Source organism: Bacteroides sp. 224 (assembly GCF_010500995.1).
GTDB lineage: Bacteria > Bacteroidota > Bacteroidia > Bacteroidales > Bacteroidaceae > Bacteroides.
On record NZ_QVMK01000044.1, the window covers coordinates 1 to 21,012 of the forward strand.

17 protein-coding genes, 1 tRNA gene and 1 other RNA gene are annotated in these 21,012 nt (G+C 40.0%); 17 read left to right on the forward strand and 2 right to left on the reverse strand.

What is annotated here, in order from left to right; translation table 11 throughout:
* Nucleotides 1-133 precede the first annotated feature (133 nt).
* The 3 genes from phoU (at nucleotide 134) to D0T60_RS16415 (ending at nucleotide 2,680) form a co-directional block, all read left to right on the forward strand.
* A complete protein-coding gene (gene phoU, locus D0T60_RS16405) occupies nucleotides 134-820 on the forward strand; it encodes a phosphate signaling complex protein PhoU (RefSeq protein WP_163219216.1) in 687 nt (228 codons plus the stop codon).
* Nucleotides 821-1,517: 697 nt separating this feature from the next.
* Nucleotides 1,518-2,126, forward strand: coding sequence for a riboflavin synthase (locus tag D0T60_RS16410; RefSeq protein WP_163219217.1), 609 nt, complete (start codon nucleotides 1,518-1,520; stop codon nucleotides 2,124-2,126).
* A complete protein-coding gene (locus D0T60_RS16415; protein WP_163219218.1) occupies nucleotides 2,126-2,680 on the forward strand; it encodes a nitroreductase family protein in 555 nt (184 codons plus the stop codon). Before D0T60_RS16410 ends, D0T60_RS16415 begins: the two co-directional genes overlap by 1 nt.
* A 111-nt stretch (nucleotides 2,681-2,791) precedes the next feature.
* Here the strand turns inward: D0T60_RS16415 and D0T60_RS16420 are convergent, their stop codons facing one another.
* Together D0T60_RS16420 and rnpB are read right to left on the reverse strand one after the other, a co-directional pair.
* Complete coding sequence (locus tag D0T60_RS16420; RefSeq protein WP_163219219.1) at nucleotides 2,792-4,111, reverse strand: YihY/virulence factor BrkB family protein; 1,320 nt, start codon at nucleotides 4,109-4,111, stop codon at nucleotides 2,792-2,794.
* Between the two features lie 30 nt (nucleotides 4,112-4,141).
* An RNA gene (gene rnpB / locus D0T60_RS16425) (RNase P RNA component class A) lies at nucleotides 4,142-4,515 on the reverse strand.
* Between the two features lie 132 nt (nucleotides 4,516-4,647).
* Between rnpB and D0T60_RS16430 the strand changes: the two genes are divergently transcribed.
* The 14 genes from D0T60_RS16430 (at nucleotide 4,648) to D0T60_RS16490 (ending at nucleotide 21,010) form a co-directional block, all read left to right on the forward strand.
* Nucleotides 4,648-6,846, forward strand: coding sequence for a patatin-like phospholipase family protein (locus tag D0T60_RS16430; RefSeq protein ID WP_163219220.1), 2,199 nt, complete (start codon nucleotides 4,648-4,650; stop codon nucleotides 6,844-6,846).
* A gap of 100 nt (nucleotides 6,847-6,946) precedes the next feature.
* A complete protein-coding gene (gene feoB / locus D0T60_RS16435) occupies nucleotides 6,947-9,427 on the forward strand; it encodes a ferrous iron transport protein B (RefSeq protein WP_163219221.1) in 2,481 nt (826 codons plus the stop codon).
* A 44-nt stretch (nucleotides 9,428-9,471) separates the two neighbouring features.
* Nucleotides 9,472-9,684: a hypothetical protein gene (locus D0T60_RS16440; protein ID WP_163219222.1), complete on the forward strand. Its 213-nt coding sequence runs from the start codon at nucleotides 9,472-9,474 to the stop codon at nucleotides 9,682-9,684.
* 53 nt (nucleotides 9,685-9,737) lie between these two features.
* Nucleotides 9,738-9,808, forward strand: a tRNA-Cys gene (locus D0T60_RS16445).
* A 522-nt stretch (nucleotides 9,809-10,330) separates the two neighbouring features.
* Nucleotides 10,331-11,593: a DUF2264 domain-containing protein gene (locus D0T60_RS16450; protein WP_163219223.1), complete on the forward strand. Its 1,263-nt coding sequence runs from the start codon at nucleotides 10,331-10,333 to the stop codon at nucleotides 11,591-11,593.
* 112 nt (nucleotides 11,594-11,705) lie between these two features.
* Nucleotides 11,706-12,401 (forward strand): hypothetical protein, encoded by a 696-nt coding sequence (locus D0T60_RS16455; protein WP_163219224.1) that lies wholly within the window; start codon nucleotides 11,706-11,708, stop codon nucleotides 12,399-12,401.
* Between the two features lie 208 nt (nucleotides 12,402-12,609).
* Nucleotides 12,610-14,187, forward strand: a complete 1,578-nt coding sequence (locus tag D0T60_RS16460; RefSeq protein WP_163219225.1) for an ATP-binding protein — start codon at nucleotides 12,610-12,612, stop codon at nucleotides 14,185-14,187.
* A gap of 151 nt (nucleotides 14,188-14,338) precedes the next feature.
* Nucleotides 14,339-14,464, forward strand: coding sequence for a hypothetical protein (locus D0T60_RS18970; protein ID WP_255491747.1), 126 nt, complete (start codon nucleotides 14,339-14,341; stop codon nucleotides 14,462-14,464).
* Nucleotides 14,465-14,751: 287 nt separating this feature from the next.
* On the forward strand, nucleotides 14,752-15,165 hold the full coding sequence (gene glmS, locus D0T60_RS16465) for a methylaspartate mutase subunit S (protein ID WP_163219226.1): 414 nt from the start codon (nucleotides 14,752-14,754) through the stop codon (nucleotides 15,163-15,165).
* A 6-nt stretch (nucleotides 15,166-15,171) separates the two neighbouring features.
* Entirely contained in the window at nucleotides 15,172-16,530 is a 1,359-nt protein-coding gene (gene glmL / locus D0T60_RS16470; protein ID WP_163219227.1) for a methylaspartate mutase accessory protein GlmL, read from the forward strand.
* A 16-nt stretch (nucleotides 16,531-16,546) separates the two neighbouring features.
* Nucleotides 16,547-18,004 (forward strand): methylaspartate mutase subunit E, encoded by a 1,458-nt coding sequence (locus tag D0T60_RS16475; RefSeq protein WP_163219228.1) that lies wholly within the window; start codon nucleotides 16,547-16,549, stop codon nucleotides 18,002-18,004.
* A 26-nt stretch (nucleotides 18,005-18,030) separates the two neighbouring features.
* The gene (locus tag D0T60_RS16480; RefSeq protein ID WP_163219229.1) at nucleotides 18,031-19,272 is read left to right on the forward strand and encodes a methylaspartate ammonia-lyase; all 1,242 of its coding nucleotides are present in this window, start codon (nucleotides 18,031-18,033) and stop codon (nucleotides 19,270-19,272) included.
* Nucleotides 19,273-19,302: 30 nt separating this feature from the next.
* Entirely contained in the window at nucleotides 19,303-20,664 is a 1,362-nt protein-coding gene (locus D0T60_RS16485; RefSeq protein ID WP_163219230.1) for an acyclic terpene utilization AtuA family protein, read from the forward strand.
* A gap of 28 nt (nucleotides 20,665-20,692) precedes the next feature.
* Nucleotides 20,693-21,010 carry a DUF4387 domain-containing protein gene (locus D0T60_RS16490; RefSeq protein WP_163219231.1) on the forward strand — a complete coding sequence of 106 codons (318 nt, stop codon included), beginning with the start codon at nucleotides 20,693-20,695 and terminating at the stop codon, nucleotides 21,008-21,010.
* The last annotated feature ends 2 nt before the right edge of the window (nucleotides 21,011-21,012 follow it).

A 21,012-nucleotide genomic window follows, 5' to 3' on the forward strand; every position in this document is an offset into this window, starting at 1 on the left:
GCCTGGACTTTTAATACATACGATGGGGAAAATTGCCATCGCATTTATTTATCTAATTTTTTAAAACAACAGAATCAGAGTTCAAATACTGATTCGCATTATTAATATATTTGCATAAACGGATTGTGAAGATATGGTGAAATTTATAGAATCGGAACTGTTGCTGCTGAAGAAGGAAGCAGATGAGATGTGGACATTGGTTTATAATCAGTTAGACCGTGCCGGAGAGGCTGTATTGACTTTTGATAAAGAATTGGCCCAGCAAGTATTAGTACGAGAAAGAAGAGTAAATGCTTTCGAACTTAAGATTGATAGTGATATTGAAGATATTATAGCTTTATACAATCCGGTAGGGGTAGATCTTCGTTTTGTATTGGCTATGTTGAAGATTAATTCCAATTTGGAACGTTTGGGAGATTTTGCTGAAGGTATTGCGCGCTTTGTGATTCATTCGCCGGATCCGGTTTTGGATTCTGAATTATTAAAAGATTTGCGGTTGGAAGAGATGCTGACGGAAGTACTTTCAATGTTGGAAACTACTAAGCGTGCTTTGAATGATGAAAGCATGGAGCTTGCAAATTCTGTATTTGCCAAAGATAATGTGGTAGACGAGATAAATGCGGAGGCAACGAAAGTATTGGCTCAATATATCAAGCTGCATCCGGATGCGTTAAAGCTTTGTCTTGATTTGGTGAGTGTGTTTAGAAAGCTTGAAAGGGCGGGTGATCACATCACTAATATTGCCGAAGAGATCATATTTTATATTGATGCTAAAGTGTTAAAACATAGTGGGAAAACAGATGAAAGTTATCCCGGATAAGATATTTTAGGTGTTGGTTTTCTTTAAAATATGTTATATGACATGTTTTATTATTTGGGTTGTAACAAGAAAAGCGGTTATATTTGCATCGTTATCCTGAAAACAATCTTTTTACCTTAAAAAAAACTAATACCTATTGAAAACTGAAAAATAGGGCTTTGTGAAAAGCCCTATTTTTTGTTTGTACTGCTTCGAATTGTTTCTTTTTCATAAATTGCGAATTATTTTCTAATGAACAAAAATCTTTTAGCCGCATATTTGTAGTATATATATATGATGTTTCTAAAAGGTCCGACCTAACGCTACATTAGGTCCGACCTTTTCAATAATTAGGTCCGACCTTTTGTCTCGTTAGGTCTGACCAAACTAAATTTTCAGTTCAGGCAAAGTACCTTTACCGACCAGTACTGGTCGGTACTCCCCACCTGTACTGCTCGGTACTACCCACCAGTACTGGTCGGTAACACTTTTTGCAGCAAAACAAAAAAACGTATTGCAGGGAACTAACCGAACACTTTTACCTCTTCGATATTATATAAACTAAATCTGAAATATACATAGTTTATTGGGGGTAAGTAGGGTTCATAATTAATTCTGCCAACAGATAGAATTCCATAAAATCCAAAACGGTTTCCTATAATAGTCGCTGGAATTTTGTACTTTTGTTCTGCTTTTAAATCTTTTAAAAATATAGATTATGTTCTCAGGGATCATTGAAGAATATGCTACCGTAGTAGCGTTGGAAAAAGAGTTGGAAAATGTACATCTAACACTGAAATGCTCGTTTGTAAACGAACTGAAAATTGATCAGAGTGTATCGCATAATGGTGTATGTTTAACTGTAGTGCGTAAAACAGAAGATACGTATACGGTGACTGCCATGAAAGAAACGCTCGAACGTTCCAATATCGGCTTGTTAAAGGTAGGAGATAAAGTGAATGTGGAACGTAGTATGATGATGAATGGTCGGTTGGATGGGCATATTGTTCAGGGGCATGTAGACCAAACAGCCGTTTGTACAAAAATAGAAGATGCCGGAGGAAGCTGGTATTTTACCTTTCAATATCGGTATGATAAAGAAATGGCTAAACGTGGGTATTTAACTGTGGACAAAGGTTCTGTAACCGTGAATGGAGTAAGTCTGACAGTAGTTAATCCTACCAATGATACTTTTCAGGTAGCTATTATACCTTATACATACGAGTACACTAATTTTCATACTTTTCAGATAGGTAGTGTGATAAATCTGGAGTTTGATATAATAGGAAAGTATATCAGTAGAATCTTGTCAATAGAAGAAAACTAATGGATAGAGAATATTATCATTTTCTGGAATTGGCAGAAGCCCGACAAAGCGATCGGGCTTATGTAAAGGGCAGGTTAGTAGAGGAAGAAAAGCTGGAACGTATTCTGGAGGCGGCTCGACTGGCTCCATCTGCTTGCAATGCACAACCTTGGAAATTTATAGTGGTGAATGAACCCGAATTGGCTGTTCAGGTAGGTAAGGCAACTGCAGGGCTGGGGATGAATAAGTTTGCTAAAGATGCCCCTGTACATATTCTTATTGTAGAGGAATCTGCCAATATTTCTTCAAAACTTGGCGGGAAGTTTAAAAGTAAGCATTTTCCATTAATCGACTTAGGAATAGCATCTGCTCATATATCATTGGCTGCCGAAAGCGAAGGGCTTGGCTCTTGTATCTTGGGTTGGTTTGATGAAAAAGCGATTAAGAAACTGGTCGGAATTCCTGAATCTAAACGCTTATTGCTGGATATAACTATTGGATATCCAGCGAAAGAGAAACGGAAAAAGATACGGAAACCCAAAGAAAAAGTAGTGTCTTATAATAAATACGAATAAGATATTTCGTTTTTCCCATTTAAGAGAGGTGTCTGCTTGCTACTATGATACTATTCATCTGATTTATCAAGCAGTCACTTTGATTAGACCGGACAGGTGTTGAGTTGGACTTTATAAATCCTTTAATAAGATTTTATCAGCATTCCTGTAATACTCTTCTTTCAAGTTGATTAACGTTTTCCATTCTTCGGCGAATGTTTGATCATGATCAATCTTAAAATTCTCCGATCCGTAAGTATCTATCCGTTCTACAAGAAAAGCAAGTGTAAGTTGATTAATGTCAATGGAAGGCTGATAAGTGATTTCCTCACTCTTTTCATCTGTCATTACTTCATGAATAAGTTCCAAATCCTGTAAGTGATAAAGCACCTGATTGGTGAGGGTAATAGGAATATGATGTGCCTCCGAGAGCTTTTCGGCAGTATAAGGAGTCTCATTCTTTTCGAATCGCTTAGCTATAAGTGAGAGTATCAGGATGGAAATAAAATCGCGATAACGACGACTGATTTTCCGGGTGTCATTTTCGAAATTATAACTATGTACGTTCTGGCTGGCATAAGCAAGTTCTACGCCAAGCAAACAAATGGTCCACGACATTTGTAACCATAATAAGAATAAAGGTATAGCAGCAAAACTACCATAAATGGCATTGTATTTTGTTACCCATAATTGCCCACTGATATATATGTATTGGAAGATTTGAAAAACAGATCCTGCCAGTACTCCCGCTATGAAGGCACTTTTAAACTTAACCTTTGTATTTGGCATAAAAATATATAGTGCGGTGAACATGAGCCAAGTAAAAACAAAGGGGATGGATGTAATTAGAAACTTATAAAAGGGGGCCAGTATAATGTATTCGGCCATGCCTTTCAGTTGGGTGGAAACAAAAATAGAAATGGTTCCTGATAATACTAATACAATAGGTAAAAGAAGAAACATGGAAAAATAATCGGTGATTTTCCGGTACATGCTTCTCGGTTTTTTAACCTGCCAAATCCGATTGAAGGTGTTTTCTATATTGCTTGTCAGGTTTACAACAGACCATAACAACATAATAAGACCCACCCCTAAGAAAACTCCACTTTTGGCTTCTTTCAGATAGTTGTCAACAAATCCCATTATCTCTTTCGTATCGTAATTAACTCCACTTGAAAATTGTATGAGTTGACTTTCTATCAGATTCTCAAACCCAAACCCACGAGCAATGGCAAATAAAATGGCAAGTATGGGAACCACAGCCAGCAATGAACTGTAGGTCAGTGCAGATGCTCTGTCGACAATGCGATCTTTGGTGAAATGGTCGGCAGTGAGATAAGCAGTTTTGATAACAGTGTACAGGGAGAATCTTTTTTTTGTGACTTCATCTTCCGTGATTCGCCATATATCATTGGTTAGGAAGTTTAATATTCTGAGAATAAAATCTTTCATTTAGTTTAGGGCATTTTAATGTTTAAAAGAAAAAACAGTCAGCCTGTAAGCCGGGTTCTGTACTTCTGTTTATTTCTACATAAATTCAGAAGTGTCTGTCATTTATCTGAGTAATATGTTGCCATATTACTTTAGCGGTCTACCCTCCGACGTTGAGCGAGCAACTCTTATAATGCCGGTATACATGACCTTACAACTCCTAAGACGTACGGCTCGACATGTCACCATGCGACCGGTGGGCTCTTACCCCACCTTCTCACCCTTACCGCTTTCCGAAAAAAGAGGCGGTTGTTTTCTTCTACGTTACTTTACCCTCACGGATAACTTTCTGTTAAAAAGTAGAATGCTCTATGTTGCCCGGACTTTCCTCTTAAATAAATTTAAGCGACAGACCGGCTAACTGTTTTATAGTGCAAAAATAAGTAAAATAGAAGACATTTTTGTATCTTCGCCTTGTTTAAAATAAGCCAGGTATGAAAAAAGTGGTTTTAGATCTTAGTTTTAATTGCAAAACATCTTATTATTAACGTAATTATATGAAAAGATATATAGTTTTATTTTTATTGGGACTATTGATGTTGCCGGTAAATGCTCAATCACGTAAAAAAGTGGGAGTTGTTTTAAGTGGAGGAGGCGCCAAAGGTGTGGCTCATGTTGGAGCATTAAAAGTGATTGAAGAAGCCGGCATTCCTATTGATATTGTAGTAGGAACCAGTATGGGGTCTATTGTGGGTGGGCTTTACTCCATCGGGTATACTCCTCACCAGTTGGATAGTATGATTCGTAAACAAGATTGGACTTTTATATTAACAGACAGGATGCAACGAAGCCAGAAAACTTTTCTGGAAAAAGTAGAATCAGAGAAGTATGTATTATCGCTTCCTTTTCATAAAAATCCGGGTGAAGTAATGCCCGACGGAATTGTAAAAGGACAGAATTTGCATAACCTTTTTGCAGATTTAACCATCGGCTATCATGATTCTATTGATTTTAATAAACTACCTATTCCCTTTGCTTGTGTGGCTGTAGATTTGATGGAAGGAAAAGAAGTGGTTTTTCACAGTGGAAGATTGTCTGAAGCTATGAGGGCAAGTATGGCTATTCCTGCAGCTTTTACTCCGGTAAGACTTGATAGTATGGTACTTGTAGATGGAGGGCTACTGAATAACTTCCCCGTAGACGTGGCTCGTGCCATGGGTGCGGAAGTGGTAATTGGGGTGGATGTGCAATCAGGACCCGAAGCAAAGGATAAAATATCGGGTTTGGTAGATATGATTAATAAACTTACGGATATGACAGGTCAGGAAAAGTATAATCGTAACCTAAAGGATACCGACCTTTATATTAAAGTAGATGTGAAAGGATATACTGCTGCCAGTTTTACAACAGTAGCTTTGGATACATTGATGACCAGAGGGGAGTTTGCAGCACGTACAGAGTGGGAAAATCTTAATCAGTTGAAGCATAAAATAGGGATAAATAATAATTTTGTTCCGGAAAAGAATGCTCCTTATGTTTTTTTGTCTGAAGACAACCCTATATTGGTTCGTAATATTTCTTTTCGTGGTGCCAGTAAGAAAGATGCGGAACGATTGAAAGAGAAAGGAGAAATTTTCGAAAATACACATATTACAATGAAAGATTTACGATTGGCAGTCGATAAGCTTTATTCGTTGCAGACATATACAAATATAACCTATAATTTCTCTCAGAATGGAGATGCGTATGATTTGGAATTTGTGGTAGAAAGCAATACTCCCAACTCAATTAACCTGGGGGTTCGCTTCGATTTGGAAGAAATAGCTGCCGTACAAGTGAATGCTTCTTATCAGTTTAAAACCAAACTTGCCACCAGAGCTATTGTCACAGGAAGAATAGGCAAACGGGCAAGCGCACAATTGGATTATTTAATACTGCCAAGTGCTTTGCGTTATATAAATCTCTCGTATAAGTTTCAATATACAGACATGAATATTTATAGTCATGGAGACAGAGCTTACAATACTACTTACAGTCAGCATTTTGGTGATATAGGTTATTCCAGTATTTTGAGCCGAAATCTAAGAATGAGCTTAGGGTTGAGGTACGAATATTATAATTATAGTACTTTTTTGTTTAATAATACGGAGAATAATATGACAGTAAAACCGGAAGGTTTTTTTAGTTATTATGGTATACTTCGCTATGAAACAACAGACAAAAAATCTTATCCAACCAAAGGAATGTCTTTACATGCAGACCTATCCATATATACAGATAATCTGTCATCTTATAAAGATAATACTCCTTTTGGAGCTGCTTGTGCGTGGTGGGAAGGGGTCTTTTCGCTTACTCGCCGTTTCTCCCTGCTTCCTTCTTTTTATGGGCGTGTACTTTTTGGACAAGATTCTCCTTATCCTTATATGAATGTTTTAGGTGGAGATGTGCCCGGAAGATATATGCCACAACAGATTCCTTTTGCGGGAATAAACTATATGGAAGTTGTTGATAATTCAGTAATGGTAGGGGCTCTTAAGTTTCGTCAACGAATGGGTAAAAATAATTATGTGTCATTTATAACCAATTACGGATTGACGGAAAATGATCTTGGACGCATTTTTAAAGGAAGCCAGCTTTTCGGTATGGGGGTGGGATATGGCTATGATAGTTTCTTTGGGCCCATTGAGGCTACACTGAATATATCTAATCGTACCAAACAATTAGGCTTTTACTTTAACGTGGGATATCGATTTTAGTTGAATAAATTAGATTTTCTTATTTAAAAGCAGTCTAAATAAATTGCCGAACATGAAGAAATGAATTATCTTTGCCTAAAATTTAGGGAAAGATACATATATGCGCTTATCTGAATTAAAAACCGGCGAGAAAGGGGTTGTTGTTAAAGTCTTAGGACATGGAGGTTTTCGCAAACGTATTGTGGAAATGGGCTTTATTAAAGGTAAAACTGTAGAAGTGCTTTTAAATGCTCCTCTGAAAGATCCGATTAAGTATAGATTGATGGGGTATGAGATATCCCTACGTCGACAAGAAGCTGAAATGATTGAAGTAATCAGCGAACAGGAAGCGAAAGATTATTTTGTAAAGAAGGATTACTACGCAGGTTTAAACGAAGATATTGAGCATTCGGAAGAATTCCTGAAAAGAGTAGCTCTTGGAAAAAGAAAGACTATCAATGTAGCGCTTGTTGGGAATCCGAATAGTGGTAAAACCTCTCTCTTTAATTTGGTGTCGGGTGCCCACGAGCATGTTGGAAATTATAGTGGGGTGACGGTAGATGCCAAAGAAGGTCATTTTGATTTTGAGGGATATCGCTTTAAAATAGTCGATTTGCCGGGAACATATTCTCTATCTGCATATACGCCCGAAGAGGTATTTGTACGTCGTCATATTGTAGACGAAACTCCGGATATTATTCTGAATGTGGTAGATGCTTCTAACTTAGAACGCAATCTGTACCTGACTACGCAATTGATTGATATGAATGTGCGTATGGTAGTAGCCCTCAATATGTACGATGAGTTAGAAGAAAGCGGTAATGTTTTGAACTATCGTTTGTTGAGTCGCTTATTTGGTGTTCCGATGGTACCTACTGTTGCGAAGAAAGGAAGAGGCCTCAAACATCTTTTTCATATTATCATCAATTTATATGAAGGTGCTGATTTTTTGGATAAAGAGGGTAACATCAATCCGGAAGTAGTCAAAGAATTGCAAGATTGGCATCGTACTCATGTGGATGAAGAGGAGCATGACGACCACATGGACGACTACACTCATTCTCAAAAACCTCGTAGTAGTGTGTATCGTCATATACATATTAATCATGGTCCCGAATTAGAAAAAGACATTGATGCTATTAAGGATGTCATTTCCGAGAATGAATCCATACGACATAAATATTCTACCCGTTTTTTAGCTATTAAACTTTTGGAGCACGATAAAGAGGTCGAGACTTTGATTCGTTCCCTTCCTAATAGTGCAAATATATTAGGAATAAGAGATAGACGTGTTGCTCGCATCCAGAACTCAATGAAAGAAGACAGTGAGGCAGCTATAACAGATGCGAAATATGGTTTTATCAGTGGTGCTTTAAAAGAGACTTTTACAGATAATAAACTGGAAAGGAGGCAAACTACTAAATTTATCGATGCCATTGTAACGCATCGTTTCTGGGGGTTTCCTATATTTTTCCTGTTCATGTACCTAATGTTCGAAGGCACCTTTATATTGGGTGATTATCCAATGCAAGGTATTGAATGGTTGGTTGGAGAACTTGGCGATTGGGCACAAGGATTTCTGAGTGATGGTCCTTTAAAAGATTTAATTGTTGATGGTATTATTGGTGGGGTAGGCGGAGTAATAGTTTTCTTGCCAAACATACTGATACTTTATTTCTTCATCTCAGTTATGGAAGATTCGGGATATATGGCTCGTGCTGCTTTCATTATGGATAAGGTTATGCATAAGATGGGACTGCATGGAAAATCATTTATTCCACTTATTATGGGCTTTGGTTGTAATGTACCTGCTATCATGGCTTCGCGTACCATTGAAAACCGAAAAAGCAGGTTAGTGACGATGCTTGTTAATCCATTGATGTCGTGCAGTGCCCGTTTGCCTATATATCTACTGTTGGTTGGCGCATTCTTTCCGAATCAAGGTAGCTTAATATTGCTTTTAATCTATTCTATAGGCATTTTGCTGGCTGTTATTGTAGCCCGTATCTTTACTAAATTCTTAGTAAAAGGAGATGATACTCCTTTTGTAATGGAACTTCCCCCTTATCGTATGCCAACAGCAAAATCTATTCTCCGTCATACTTGGGATAAAGGTAGCCAGTACTTAAAGAAAATGGGAGGCATTATTATGATTGCTTCCATCATTATTTGGTTCTTAGGCTATTATCCCCAAAACGAAGTGTATGAAAGTAGAGCCGAACAGCAAGAACATTCCTATATCGGTCAATTAGGTAAAGCCATTGAACCCACCATTAAACCCTTAGGCTTTGACTGGAAATTAGGTATCGGTTTATTAACAGGCGTTGGAGCCAAAGAGCTTGTAGTAAGTACTTTAGGGGTGCTTTACGCGGATGACCCTGAAGTTGATTCCGCAGGTCTTGCAAATCGTATCCCTATAACCCCTTTGGTTGCCTTTTGTTATATGTTGTTCTCGCTAATTTACTTCCCATGTATTGCCGTACTCGTTGCCATTAAACATGAGTCCAGTTGGAAGTGGGCAGTATTTACAGCCGTATATACTACAGGCTTAGCCTGGATTGTCACCTTTGCTGTTTATCAGATTGGGAAACTGTTGACTTAAACTTGCTTAACAAAACTTTTTGAGTTTTCTTCTGTTATCTTAATATGAGTGTACAAGAAATAATAGTGGCATTAATCGTTTTTCTTTGTGTGGCTGAAGTGATTCGTCGCACATTGAAGTTTTTTCGTTCTCCAAAAAACAATGAAAACCCTTGCGCAAACTGTGTGGGAGGATGTGATTTGAAACGGATTATGGATGAAAAAAAGCAAAACTGTGGAGCAATTCAAAAAAAGAATGACGAAAAATGCTGTGGGTAGTTGGAAGTTTAAATAATTGGTACTATCTTTGCACTCGCAAAACGGAAATACAGGGTTCCTTGGCCGAGTGGCTAGGCACCGGTCTGCAAAACCGTCTACGGCGGTTCGAATCCGCCAGGAACCTCAAGAGACCCTTTCAGAATGATTCTGGGAGGGTTTTTCTTTTAAGATAGATGAAAATGGTACTACATTGGTACTGCATTTTTTAATGAATCCAAGTATATCTCTCTCACATGTGTAGTGATAGGGAGGTAAGCTTCGTTGTTTCGTGGAAAGTACAGAAAAGCCCCGATCTTTCAACCGGGGCAAGCTGTTGAGTGTATATTGATAGATAATTATGCGATTTTGAGTCAATTTAATATTCGATTTCAATAGCATTGCTTCAGCTTCAATGTCTTATGCTGATATAGGTTCTTTTTGGGTGAGATGCAGGGATCACGAAAAGAGTATAAAAGAAAAAACGAAAGCATCCTATAATAATTATTCTGTGACAAATTAAAAAGGCTCTAATATTCTATTTATAATCTTAAGTTTGCATCTTTGTAACTTCAAACAGTTTCGAAAAGAACCATAAAAAGACAAAGTAAGAATAAATGTCTGGTTACTGAAGTAATTAATTATCTATTTAAATATAAGGATTGTCCAAATGAAAAACAAAATTATTATTGTATGTGCGCTCTTGTTTGCGCTGTCGTCGGTATCTTTTGCGCAAACCGGTAAGAAGAAAAACAAGAAAGAAATCAGCGATCGGGAATATTGGGTTGAAACAGCTTATAAAATAGCTGCTCCGGTACTTAGTAATATGAGTAAAGGAGAACTTAAAAAGAATATGCAAATAGAAGTTAGTCCTACTTGGGATGGACGCAACAAAGATGTGACTTACATGGAATGTTTCGGACGTTTAATGTCGGGAATTGCCCCTTGGTTAAGTCTGCCCGATGACGATACCGAGGAAGGAAAAAAACGCAAACAACTACGTGAATGGGCATTGAAAAGCTATGCACACTCAGTAGACCCAAGTAGCCCCGATTATTTGCTGTGGAGAAGCGAAGGTCAGCCCCTTGTAGATGCCGCATACATTGCAAGTAGCTTTTTGCGTGCGCCCGAACAACTGTGGGAACCGCTGGATGAGGTAACCAAAGAACGTTATATTAAAGAGTTTCAGCAATTGCGTCGAATTGATCCTCCTTACTCCAACTGGCTTCTTTTCTCTGCCATGGTAGAGACTTTCTTGCTGAAAGTAGATGCACAATACGATAAATTTCGTATTCACACCGCTATCCGCAAAATAAACGAATGGTATGTAGGTGATGGTTGGTATTCGGATGGTCAGGACTTTGCTTTTGACTATTATAATAGTTATGTTATACACCCCATGTATGTGCAAGTTCTACAGGTATTAACAGATAAGAAAATCGGAATGCGAGATAGAGCATCGGGAAGTGTGGCCGAAAATCTGGAGAAAGCCCAGAAAAGAATGCAACGGTTTGGTATAATTTTAGAACGTCTTATTTCTCCTGAGGCTTCTTTCCCTGTATTTGGTCGCTCCATGACATATCGCATGGGTGTGTTTCAGCCTCTTTCTATGCTCTGTTGGAAAGAGATACTTCCTAAAGAATTAAAAGAGGGTCAAGTTCGAAATGCGCTTACTGGCGTAATGAAGCGTATGTTCTCAATAGAAGAAAACTTTAATGAAGGAGGATTCCTGCAATTAGGATTTGCCGGACATCAAGCCGATTTAGCCGATTGGTACTCGAACAATGGAAGTATGTACATTACTTCGGAAGTGTTTTTGGCTTTGGGGTTGCCTGCCGATCATTCTTTCTGGACTTCCGAACCATTGGATTGGACATCTAAAAAAGCTTGGAGCGGAAAACCATTTCCTAAAGATCATGTAGTGCATTATTAAGTAATCTATACCATATAGTTCAACCTATATGGCATTAATGCGAAACAAACTTCTTATTGCGCAAAAATACTGCACATTCAGTTTCTATCTTTGCCCATATAAAAAGTAAAGAATGAAAAAGAAGATACAAGAAGAGTTAGATTTATTGCTGGCAGAAACCCTTTTGGGAGTTGGATATAGTAGTAAATATATTGATTGGGCGCTCTCACTAATGGAAAGAGGTTATGAGTCTGAAAATCTATATATTTTGGCTTCGCTCGATAAAAATGAAAGCTATGATATTGAGAAATATCTACAAAAATCGGTAGATGATCTTGGTTTGACTTTTCACCGGGAGGAACAATATTTGTTTGATATGTATCTTTCTTCTGTTCCAAGGAAGGTATTAAACGGAGAAATGCACCCCCAAAAAGGGTTGGCAATTTTAGAGAAGATGTATTTGGAAACTTACTATGAGCTGGAATCTATAAATTGTCCTTCCGTTTTCATGGAACTGGCAGAAGATGCTTCTTTGATAGGGGATTATCAAATCTATTATACTGGTCTTACTCATGAGAATTTGGACGAAGTGATAATAGATGAAATGAAGATGTTTTTCTTAGCAAAAGAAAGAAACATAGATGATGTTTTACAACTTATATACTGCCAAAAATGTAATTCTTTTAGTAGAACCGTGTATAAAGAAAAAGGCTGGTTTGGAATTGCAAGTTGGTGTTGCCGGAACTGTGATTCAGAAAAATATTTGGCTTGGCATCGGGTTGCTGATAGAAAACAAATCTTAGAAATGTTGGAAACTTCAACCGTTTAGTATGATATTGTAGAGTCTGTAAATAGGGCTTTTACATGCCATACATCAAATCTAAAAAGTAGAGCCGTTAAGTTTGCAGACTTGACGGCTCTATCTTTTATGGTATCAAGGATTTTAAAAAGTAAAGAATAAGAAAGCAGTAGATGCTCAAAATAAATAAAAGAAGTATCTTTGTAATCGGTTGGAAACAAATAAAAACGTATAAATAATGAATAGTACTCCACGTTACCCCATCGGCATACAAAGTTTTGAAAAACTTCGCGAAGAAGGCTATGAGTATGTAGACAAGACTCACCATATTCGTAAACTTATTGAGTTGGGCAATCCTTACTTCCTTTCCCGTCCCCGATGGTTTGGCAAGAGTTTATTGCTATCCACCATCGAGGCTTACTTTATGGGTAAAAAGGAACTCTTCCATGGGTTAGCCATCGAGAAGTGGGAGGCTCCGTGGAATGTACATCCGGTAATTCATCTTGATTTGAATGCTGATCGCTACGATAGTTGCGAAAACCTTTTGGAAATGCTCGAAAAGCAACTTTGCCGATGGGAAGAGGTCTACGAAACCGGTGGGAAAGGCATTAACCATTCAGGGCGTTTTATGGCAGTGATTGAACACGCCTACTTGAAAACCGGTCGCCGGGTAGTAGTTCTTATCGATGAATACGACAAACCTCTGTTGCGAAGCTTTCACGATGAAGAATTACAAGAGAAGTTCCGAACCATTCTTACTGCTTTCTATACCGTACTGAAAACGGCCGACAAATGGCTTCATTTTGTTCTTATTACCGGTGTTACCAAGTTTGCTCAAATGGGTATCTTTAGTACCCTCAATCAGTTAAAAGATATCAGCTTCGACCCTCGTTTCAGTGATATATGCGGTATGACACGTCCTGAGATAGAAGCAACTTTCCAACCTGGCTTAGAGGAGCTTTGTACACGCCATAATATGACGTATGAACAGACAATAAACGAGCTTACTCGCCGCTATGATGGTTACTACTTCAATCGCTTTCAGAAAGAGGGAATATACAACCCCTTCAGTCTACTCAATGTACTTAGCGATGGTATCTTTGAGAACTTTTGGTTTGCCAGCGGCACCCCCACCTTTCTGGTAGAGATGCTAAAGACCACCGACTACGACCTACGCGAGTTGGAAGGGCAAGAAGTGCTCGTTTCCTCTCTGACCGATGACCGTGCCAATGTTAACAATCCCATTCCGATGATCTACCAAAGTGGGTATCTGACTATAAAGGGATATAATGAAGAGTTTCAAACTTATAAATTGGGCTTTCCTAATGATGAGGTAAAATATGGCTTACTCAACTTTGCTGCTCCATTCTATACCTACTCTTCCGACTTACATACTCCTTTCTATATTGGGAAATTTACTCAAGAGTTACGTCATGGAGATATTTCTGCCTTCCTCAACCGAATGAAAGCTTTCTTTGCCGACATTCCATACGAGCTGAATGACGAAACAGAACGCCACTACCAGGTTATCTTCTATCTCATATTTAAACTTATGGGACAGTTTGCACAAACAGAAGTGCGTTCTGCGCATGGTCGTGCTGATGCTGTGGTATGGACCAAAGATTATATCTATGTTTTCGAGTTTAAACTTAATGGAACTGCCGAAGATGCCCTCCGCCAGATAGATGAGAAAGGTTATCTGATTCCTTACACAGCCGACACCAGACAACTGATAAAGGTAGCCGTAGAGTTCGATAAAGAAACACGGAACGTGGGAAGATGGCTGATTGAAACTCAAGAAGAAGATAAGATTTAGTTTGGTCAGACCTAACGAGGCAAATCGTCAGACCTAATTACTCAAAAGGTCCGACCTTTTGCCTCGTTAGGTCTGACCAAACTAAATCTTCCCTTCAAGTAACGTTGTTAGAAAAAAGCTCCTTTTTACTCCTGGTAAAAGATTTAAAAACATGCTTGGTAATTTTTCTATTACTGCCATGGATGAGGGTACTACTACAGTTTCAATAAAATTACCTCCTGAAAAAGAAGAGAGTAATAACGATGGAGAGGATGAGTTTATTGATCCGAGTGCCTGATTTTGGATCTCGAAATTTAATTTAAAAAAAGAAGGTGTCTCAGTAAAGACGCCTTCTTTTAATATTATCCATAGACCAACATTTCTCCAACTCTAAAAACATTATGAAAGCAATTTTATTGAAACTGTTCGCTTTTTTATCGTTTTATTTCTATAAAACATCTTTTGCATCCTTTAGTAGGTTTCAATTTGTTTGAATCATTAACAATAATTTCTCCCAAAAACATTTCTAATATCAAATAATACCCTACATTTGTGTCGTTATAATACTCATTTTCGGAAGAACACATGAAAACAAAAACCATTGTAACCGGAGTAATCGGTGCAGATGTACATGCTGTTGGCAATAAAATTATAGCCTATGCATTAGAAAAAGAAGGATACAACGTAGTAAACCTTGGAGTAATGGTATCTCAAGAGGAATACATTGCGGCAGCGTTGGAAACAAATGCGGATGTAATCTTAGTCTCCTCCCTCTATGGACATGGAGAAATAGATTGTCAGGGTCTTCGCCAGAAATGCGAAGAAGCCGGATTAAAAGATATACCTTTATTAGTAGGTGGAAACCTTGTAGTAGGTAAACAAGACTTCGTAGAAGTAGAAAAACGATTCAAAGACATGGGATTTACCCGTGCGTACCCTCCCGGAACAGCCGTAGAAACCACCCTTGCCGATTTAAAAGAGATATTAGGCCTATCGTAAAACGCCATGAACATCCTCACAGTAGATTTTGGTAGCACCTATACCAAACTTACACTGATTGATACGGTCGAAGCTGCCATTATAGGAACAGCAAGTGCCTTTACTACCATTGATACAGACATTATTCATGGTTTTAACACTGCTGTTGCCCAACTAACGCAGAAAATCGGAGCCTTTACTTACGAAAAGTTGCTCTGTTGCAGCAGTGCCGGCGGAGGACTGAAAATGGTAGCTCTCGGACTCGTGCCCGAACTCACCGCCCAAGCCGCCCGATTAGCAGCATCCAGTGCCGGAGCCAAAGTAATTCGAACCTACTCCTTCGAAATATCGCAGGGAGAGCAAGAAGAAATCTACGCCATCAACCCGGATATAATTCTTCTTTGTGGAGGAACCGACGGTGGAAACAAAGAGGTTATCATTGCCAACGCCCGACGCTTGTGTGAGGTAGACCGAAATTTCACCATAATCGTTGCCGGAAATAAAAGCGCTTCCCACGAAGTGAAAGAAATATTCGAAGCATCCGGCAAAGATTATGTGATTACGGACAACGTAATGCCTACCTTTAATAAACTGAATATTGAACCCGCCCGAAAAAGCATCTGCGACGTTTTTATCCGAAAAATCATTGATGCCAAAGGATTGTCATACGTTCAGCAGATGGCATCTGCCCCCATTATACCTACCCCTTTGGCTGTAATGGATGGATGCGAGTTATTAAGTAAAGGAACTGCTAAAACCCCGGGTATCGGTGATTTTATGGCTATCGATTTAGGAGGAGCCACCACCGATGTCTACTCTATGGCCGATGGAATGCCACGCATGAGCAATATGTTGGTGAAAGGTTTGCCTGAACCCTTTAGCAAACGAACCGTAGAAGGTGACCTTGGAATGCGTTACAGCCTGAATTCTTTGATTGAAGAGGCGAGGGTAGAAGACACCCAACAACTGGCATGGGCCGAAAAATGTATTGCTAACCCCAATATCATAGCCACTTGTGCCGAGGAGCAACGCCTGGACGAAGCATTTGCACACAGCGCCGTACAAATAGCTGTTGAAAGGCATTGCGGATACATGGAAAGTGCGTATACCCCACTGGGAGAAGTCTTTACTCTTACCGGGAAAGACCTCACCCACCTTATATATATAATAGGTATAGGGGGAGCCATTATTAATAGCCCTCAGCCTGCTGATATATTGAAAGGAGCTTTGCACAATCCGCAAAAGCCCCATCTTCTGAAACCGCATCAGGCGGAATATTTGCTCGACAGTCGGTACATCTTCGCCTCGATGGGATTATTAAGTCGCATTGACCCCGAACTTGCATTGCAACTTATGAAAAAAGAAATCGTACAACATAGAAACTAAAAAAACAATCATAAAAATGGAACTTAGAAACAGGAAATTAACTCAAGACGAGTTTTTTAAAGAACGCGAACAGGTACTTCAACAGTGGCCTACAGGTAAGAATGTAGATTTTGAAGAAGCTGTGCAGTATCAGCTTAACATCGAAAAAACGAAGCGATTTGGCGAAAAACTGGCAAAGGCAGACGCCGCCGGAATTACCCTGATACAGCCCCGTGCAGGTGTGGCTCTCTATACTGAGCATATTAAACTGTTGCAATACCTCGAAACCGAAGGCGAAGCAGACTTGCTACCCAGTACCATCGACAGTTATACCCGCCTGAACCGCTATAAAGAAGCCGAAATAGGTATTGAAAAAAGCAAGGAGAGCGGACGTTCCATGCTGAACGGCTTTCCCGCTGTGAATTACGGAGTAGACATCTGCCGTGCCGTAACATCCTCTTTGAAAAATCCTGTGCAAGTGCGCCACGGAACCCCCGATGCTCGTTTGCTTACCGAAATCACCATTGCCGGAGGTTTTACCTCTTATGAGGGTGGTGGTATCTCTTATAACATACCCTATTCCAAAAACCACTCGTTGGAAAGCACCATTGCCCACTGGCAGTATGCCGACCGATTGGTAGGACTGTATGAGGAAGCCGGTGTATCTATCAACCGTGAGCCTTTCGGTCCGTTGACCGGAACACTTGTTCCACCTTGTATCTCCAACTCTGTAGCTGTGATCGAAGCTTTGTTGGCTGCTACCCAAGGCGTAAAAGATGTAACCGTAGGTTACGGGCAGTGCGGAAACTTGATACAAGACGTAGCTGCCATACGCGCTCTGAAAGCGATGACAAGAAAATATCTCGATAAATTTGGTTTCCATGATGTGCGTGTTACCACCGTATTCCATCAATGGATGGGCGGATTTCCGCAAGACGAATCCAAATCATTCGCCGTAATTTCGTGGGGAGCCGCTGCCGCAGTGCTTGCCAACGCAACCAAAGTAATTGTGAAAACACCACATGAAGCTATGGGTGTACCCACTAAAGAAGCCAATGCAGCCGGATTGAAAGCTACCAAACAGCTTACATCCATGCTGAAAGATCAAACATTTGTCGATATCCCTGCTGTAGCAGCCGAAAGCCACATTATTGAAGAGGAAATGCAATGCATCCTTAATAAGGTGGAAGAACTTGGCAAGGGCGATTATGTGCTCGGTACCATCGCTGCCTTCGAAGCAGGTGTAATCGATATTCCTTTTGCACCCAGCAAATTCAACGCCGGCAAATTGATGCCCGCCCGCGATAACACCGGAGCTGTTCGTTTGCTCGATGCCGGAAATGTGCCATTGACTCCCGAACTGAAAAACTTCCATCGCCAGAAATTGGAAGAACGTGCTGCATTCGAAAAACGTCCTGTAAGCTTCCAGATGGTAGTGGATGATGTATATGCCATCGGCAAGGGATTTTTGGTGGGAAGACCACATGCGAATTGAAAATTAAGAATTAAAAATTACGAATTATGAAAATAATAAATGTACTTTGCGCTCCCGGAAAAACCGGATTTTATTTCGACGATCAAAAAGCTATTAAAGCAGGAGCCGGACACGACGGTGCTTTCTATACAGGCACTCCTATGACTGAGGGTTTCACCTCTATACGTATGGCCGGAGAATCTATCTCTGTTCTCTTTATTCTTGAAAATGGTGCTGTAGCTCATGGTGATTGTGCTGCTGTACAATACTCCGGTGCCGGCGGACGTGATCCTCTCTTTCTTGCCAAAGACTTTATTCCTCTTATTGAGAAAGAAATTGCTCCCCTATACATAGGCAAAGAAATTACTACTTTCAGAGAACTGGCTGCGCTGGTAGATAAAACACCAAGTCCCTCGACTGGCAAAATATATCATACTGCTATTCGCTACGGGGTAACTCAAGCCTGTCTTGATGCAGTTGCCAAAAGTCAATCTAAGCAAATGGCCGAAGTTATAGCACACGAATACGGAACCACTGTATCCGAAACAATGATTCCTATCTTTACTCAATCCGGTGATGATCGTTACATCAATGCCGATAAAATGATTATGAAAGGTGCGCAAGTATTGCCCCATGCTCTCTTCAACCATGTTGAAGAAAAAACCGGTCTGCGTGGCGAAAAGATAGAAGCTTACATCGAATGGTTGCGCAACCGCATCATTCAATACAGTCCTTATGAGGGCTATAGTCCTGTTATTCATATTGATGTGTATGGAACACTGGGAATCGTTTTCAATAATGATTTTGAAGCTATAGCTACTTATATTGCCGGCCTTGAAAAAATAGCTGCTCCTTTCCACCTTCGCGTAGAAGGACCTGTTGATATGGGCGAAAAAGAAGCACAGATCGAAGGACTTCGCATCATTCGTGAACTCCTTGAACAAAAAGGATCGCACGCAGAGATCGTAGCCGATGAGTGGTGTAATACCCTCGAAGATATTCAGGACTTCACCCTGCGTCGTGCCGGACACATGGTACAGATTAAAACACCCGATCTTGGAGGTATCAATAACTCCATCGAGGCTGTTCTCTTCTGTAAACAGCATGGCATTGAGGCATATCTCGGTGGTACTTGCAACGAAACCAACCGTTCTGCCGAAGTATGCGCGCATGTAGCTATGGCTACATCACCCGTACAATATCTTGCTAAACCCGGTATGGGAGTAGACGAAGGTTATATGCTTGTTTTCAACGAAATGCAACGCATACTTGTACTTAAAAACAGATAATTCGTAAATTAGCACTCAAAACCCTATAAAATGGAAGAACTAAGAATACTTTCTCCAACTGCCATCCTTGGCTATGGATTTCCCATGGCCTCTTTCGAGGAAGGCATGAAACGTAAACCTCACGTAATAGCTGTCGACGCAGGTTCTACCGATCCCGGTCCTTATTACCTTGGCGCAGGCAAATCTTTTACTGATTATAACTCTGTAAAGCGCGACCTCGAAATTATGATACCCGCTGCTATTGAAGCAGGCATTCCTGTTATCATTGGTACAGGTGGTGGTTGTGGTGGACGCCCTCACGTAGAGTTCAATCTCGAAATCATCAAACAGATAGCTGCCGAAAAGAAGCTAAACTTCAAACTGGCTGTTATTCAATCTGAACTTGATAAAGAACTGATTAAAGAAAAACTTGCTAACGGCGATATCGAACCTCTCTTCCCGGCCAAACAAATTACTGCGGAAGATATAGATAACACGGTGCGTATTGTTGCCCAAATGGGTGAAGAGCCTTTCATAAAAGCCCTTAACCAAGGTGCTAATGTAATTCTTGCCGGTCGTTCTTACGACCCTTCTGTGTTTGCAGCTCTTGCCATCAAAGAAGGATTCGACCGTGGACTTGCCATACACCTTGGCAAAATACTTGAATGTGCATCTATCGCCGCCACTCCCGGTAGCGGAAGCGACTGTATGTTTGGCTACCTTCATAAAGAAGATTTTGTACTCGAACCCCTTTCGCCGCTGCGTAAGTGTACTACTTTGTCGGTAGCTGCCCATACCCTTTATGAGAAAACAAATCCTTATATGCTTCCCGGTCCCGGTGGAGCTATCGATCTTTACGGTACCACCTTTACCCAGCTTACCGAGAACACTGTAAAAGTAGCCGGAAGTAAATTTGTGCCTACCGACGATTATTTTGTAAAACTCGAAGGCGTAAAGAAAGTTGGCTATCGCACCATCTCTGTGGCCGGAGTTAAAGACCCTGTGATGATCGAAAAAATCGACCAAATAGTTGATAGTGTCAAAGCCCGTGTTAAAGATAATTTCGAAGCTTATGGCATTACCGACTTCTTCCTCGACTTCAAAGTATATGGCAAGAATGGTGTTATGGGACTCTTTCCCGGTGCCGACAACCGTACCGCTCATGAGCTTTGCATCGTTATAGAAGCTGTGGCCGATACTCAGGAACGTGCCGATACCATCTGCGGTTTTGCACGTAGCACCATGCTGCATTTTGGCTATGAAGGACGCATTTCTACTGCCGGAAACCTTGCTTTCCCCTTCTCGCCTTCCGATTGCAAAGTAGGAGAGGTGTACGAATTTAATATATACCATCTTATGAAAGTAGACGATCCTTCGGGATACTTTCCTATAGAGTATTTTAGTTTTAACTAAGAAACTCAAAAACTTAAAAACTAAAACAATGGAATATAATTTAAGAGATATAGCTTCTGTAATACGAAGCAAGAATTCGGGTCCTTACGAACTTACGTTTGATATCATTTTCAAAGATTTCGATATGTATAATCAGGTAAAAGCTGCTAAAGCCATTAATGAGCCCGCATTTGCCAAACTGTACAATATCCCTCAGTCTGATATCATCAAGCTTGTGTACTTTGACCCTGCCAAAGCTGTTAAAATAACCATCGTGCGCCCTATTCCCTCGGGTGCTCTTGGCGAAACAGATGTATATGGCGCCCAACAACATTCTCCTTTGCTTGGATATACCATTCAAATTTAGGT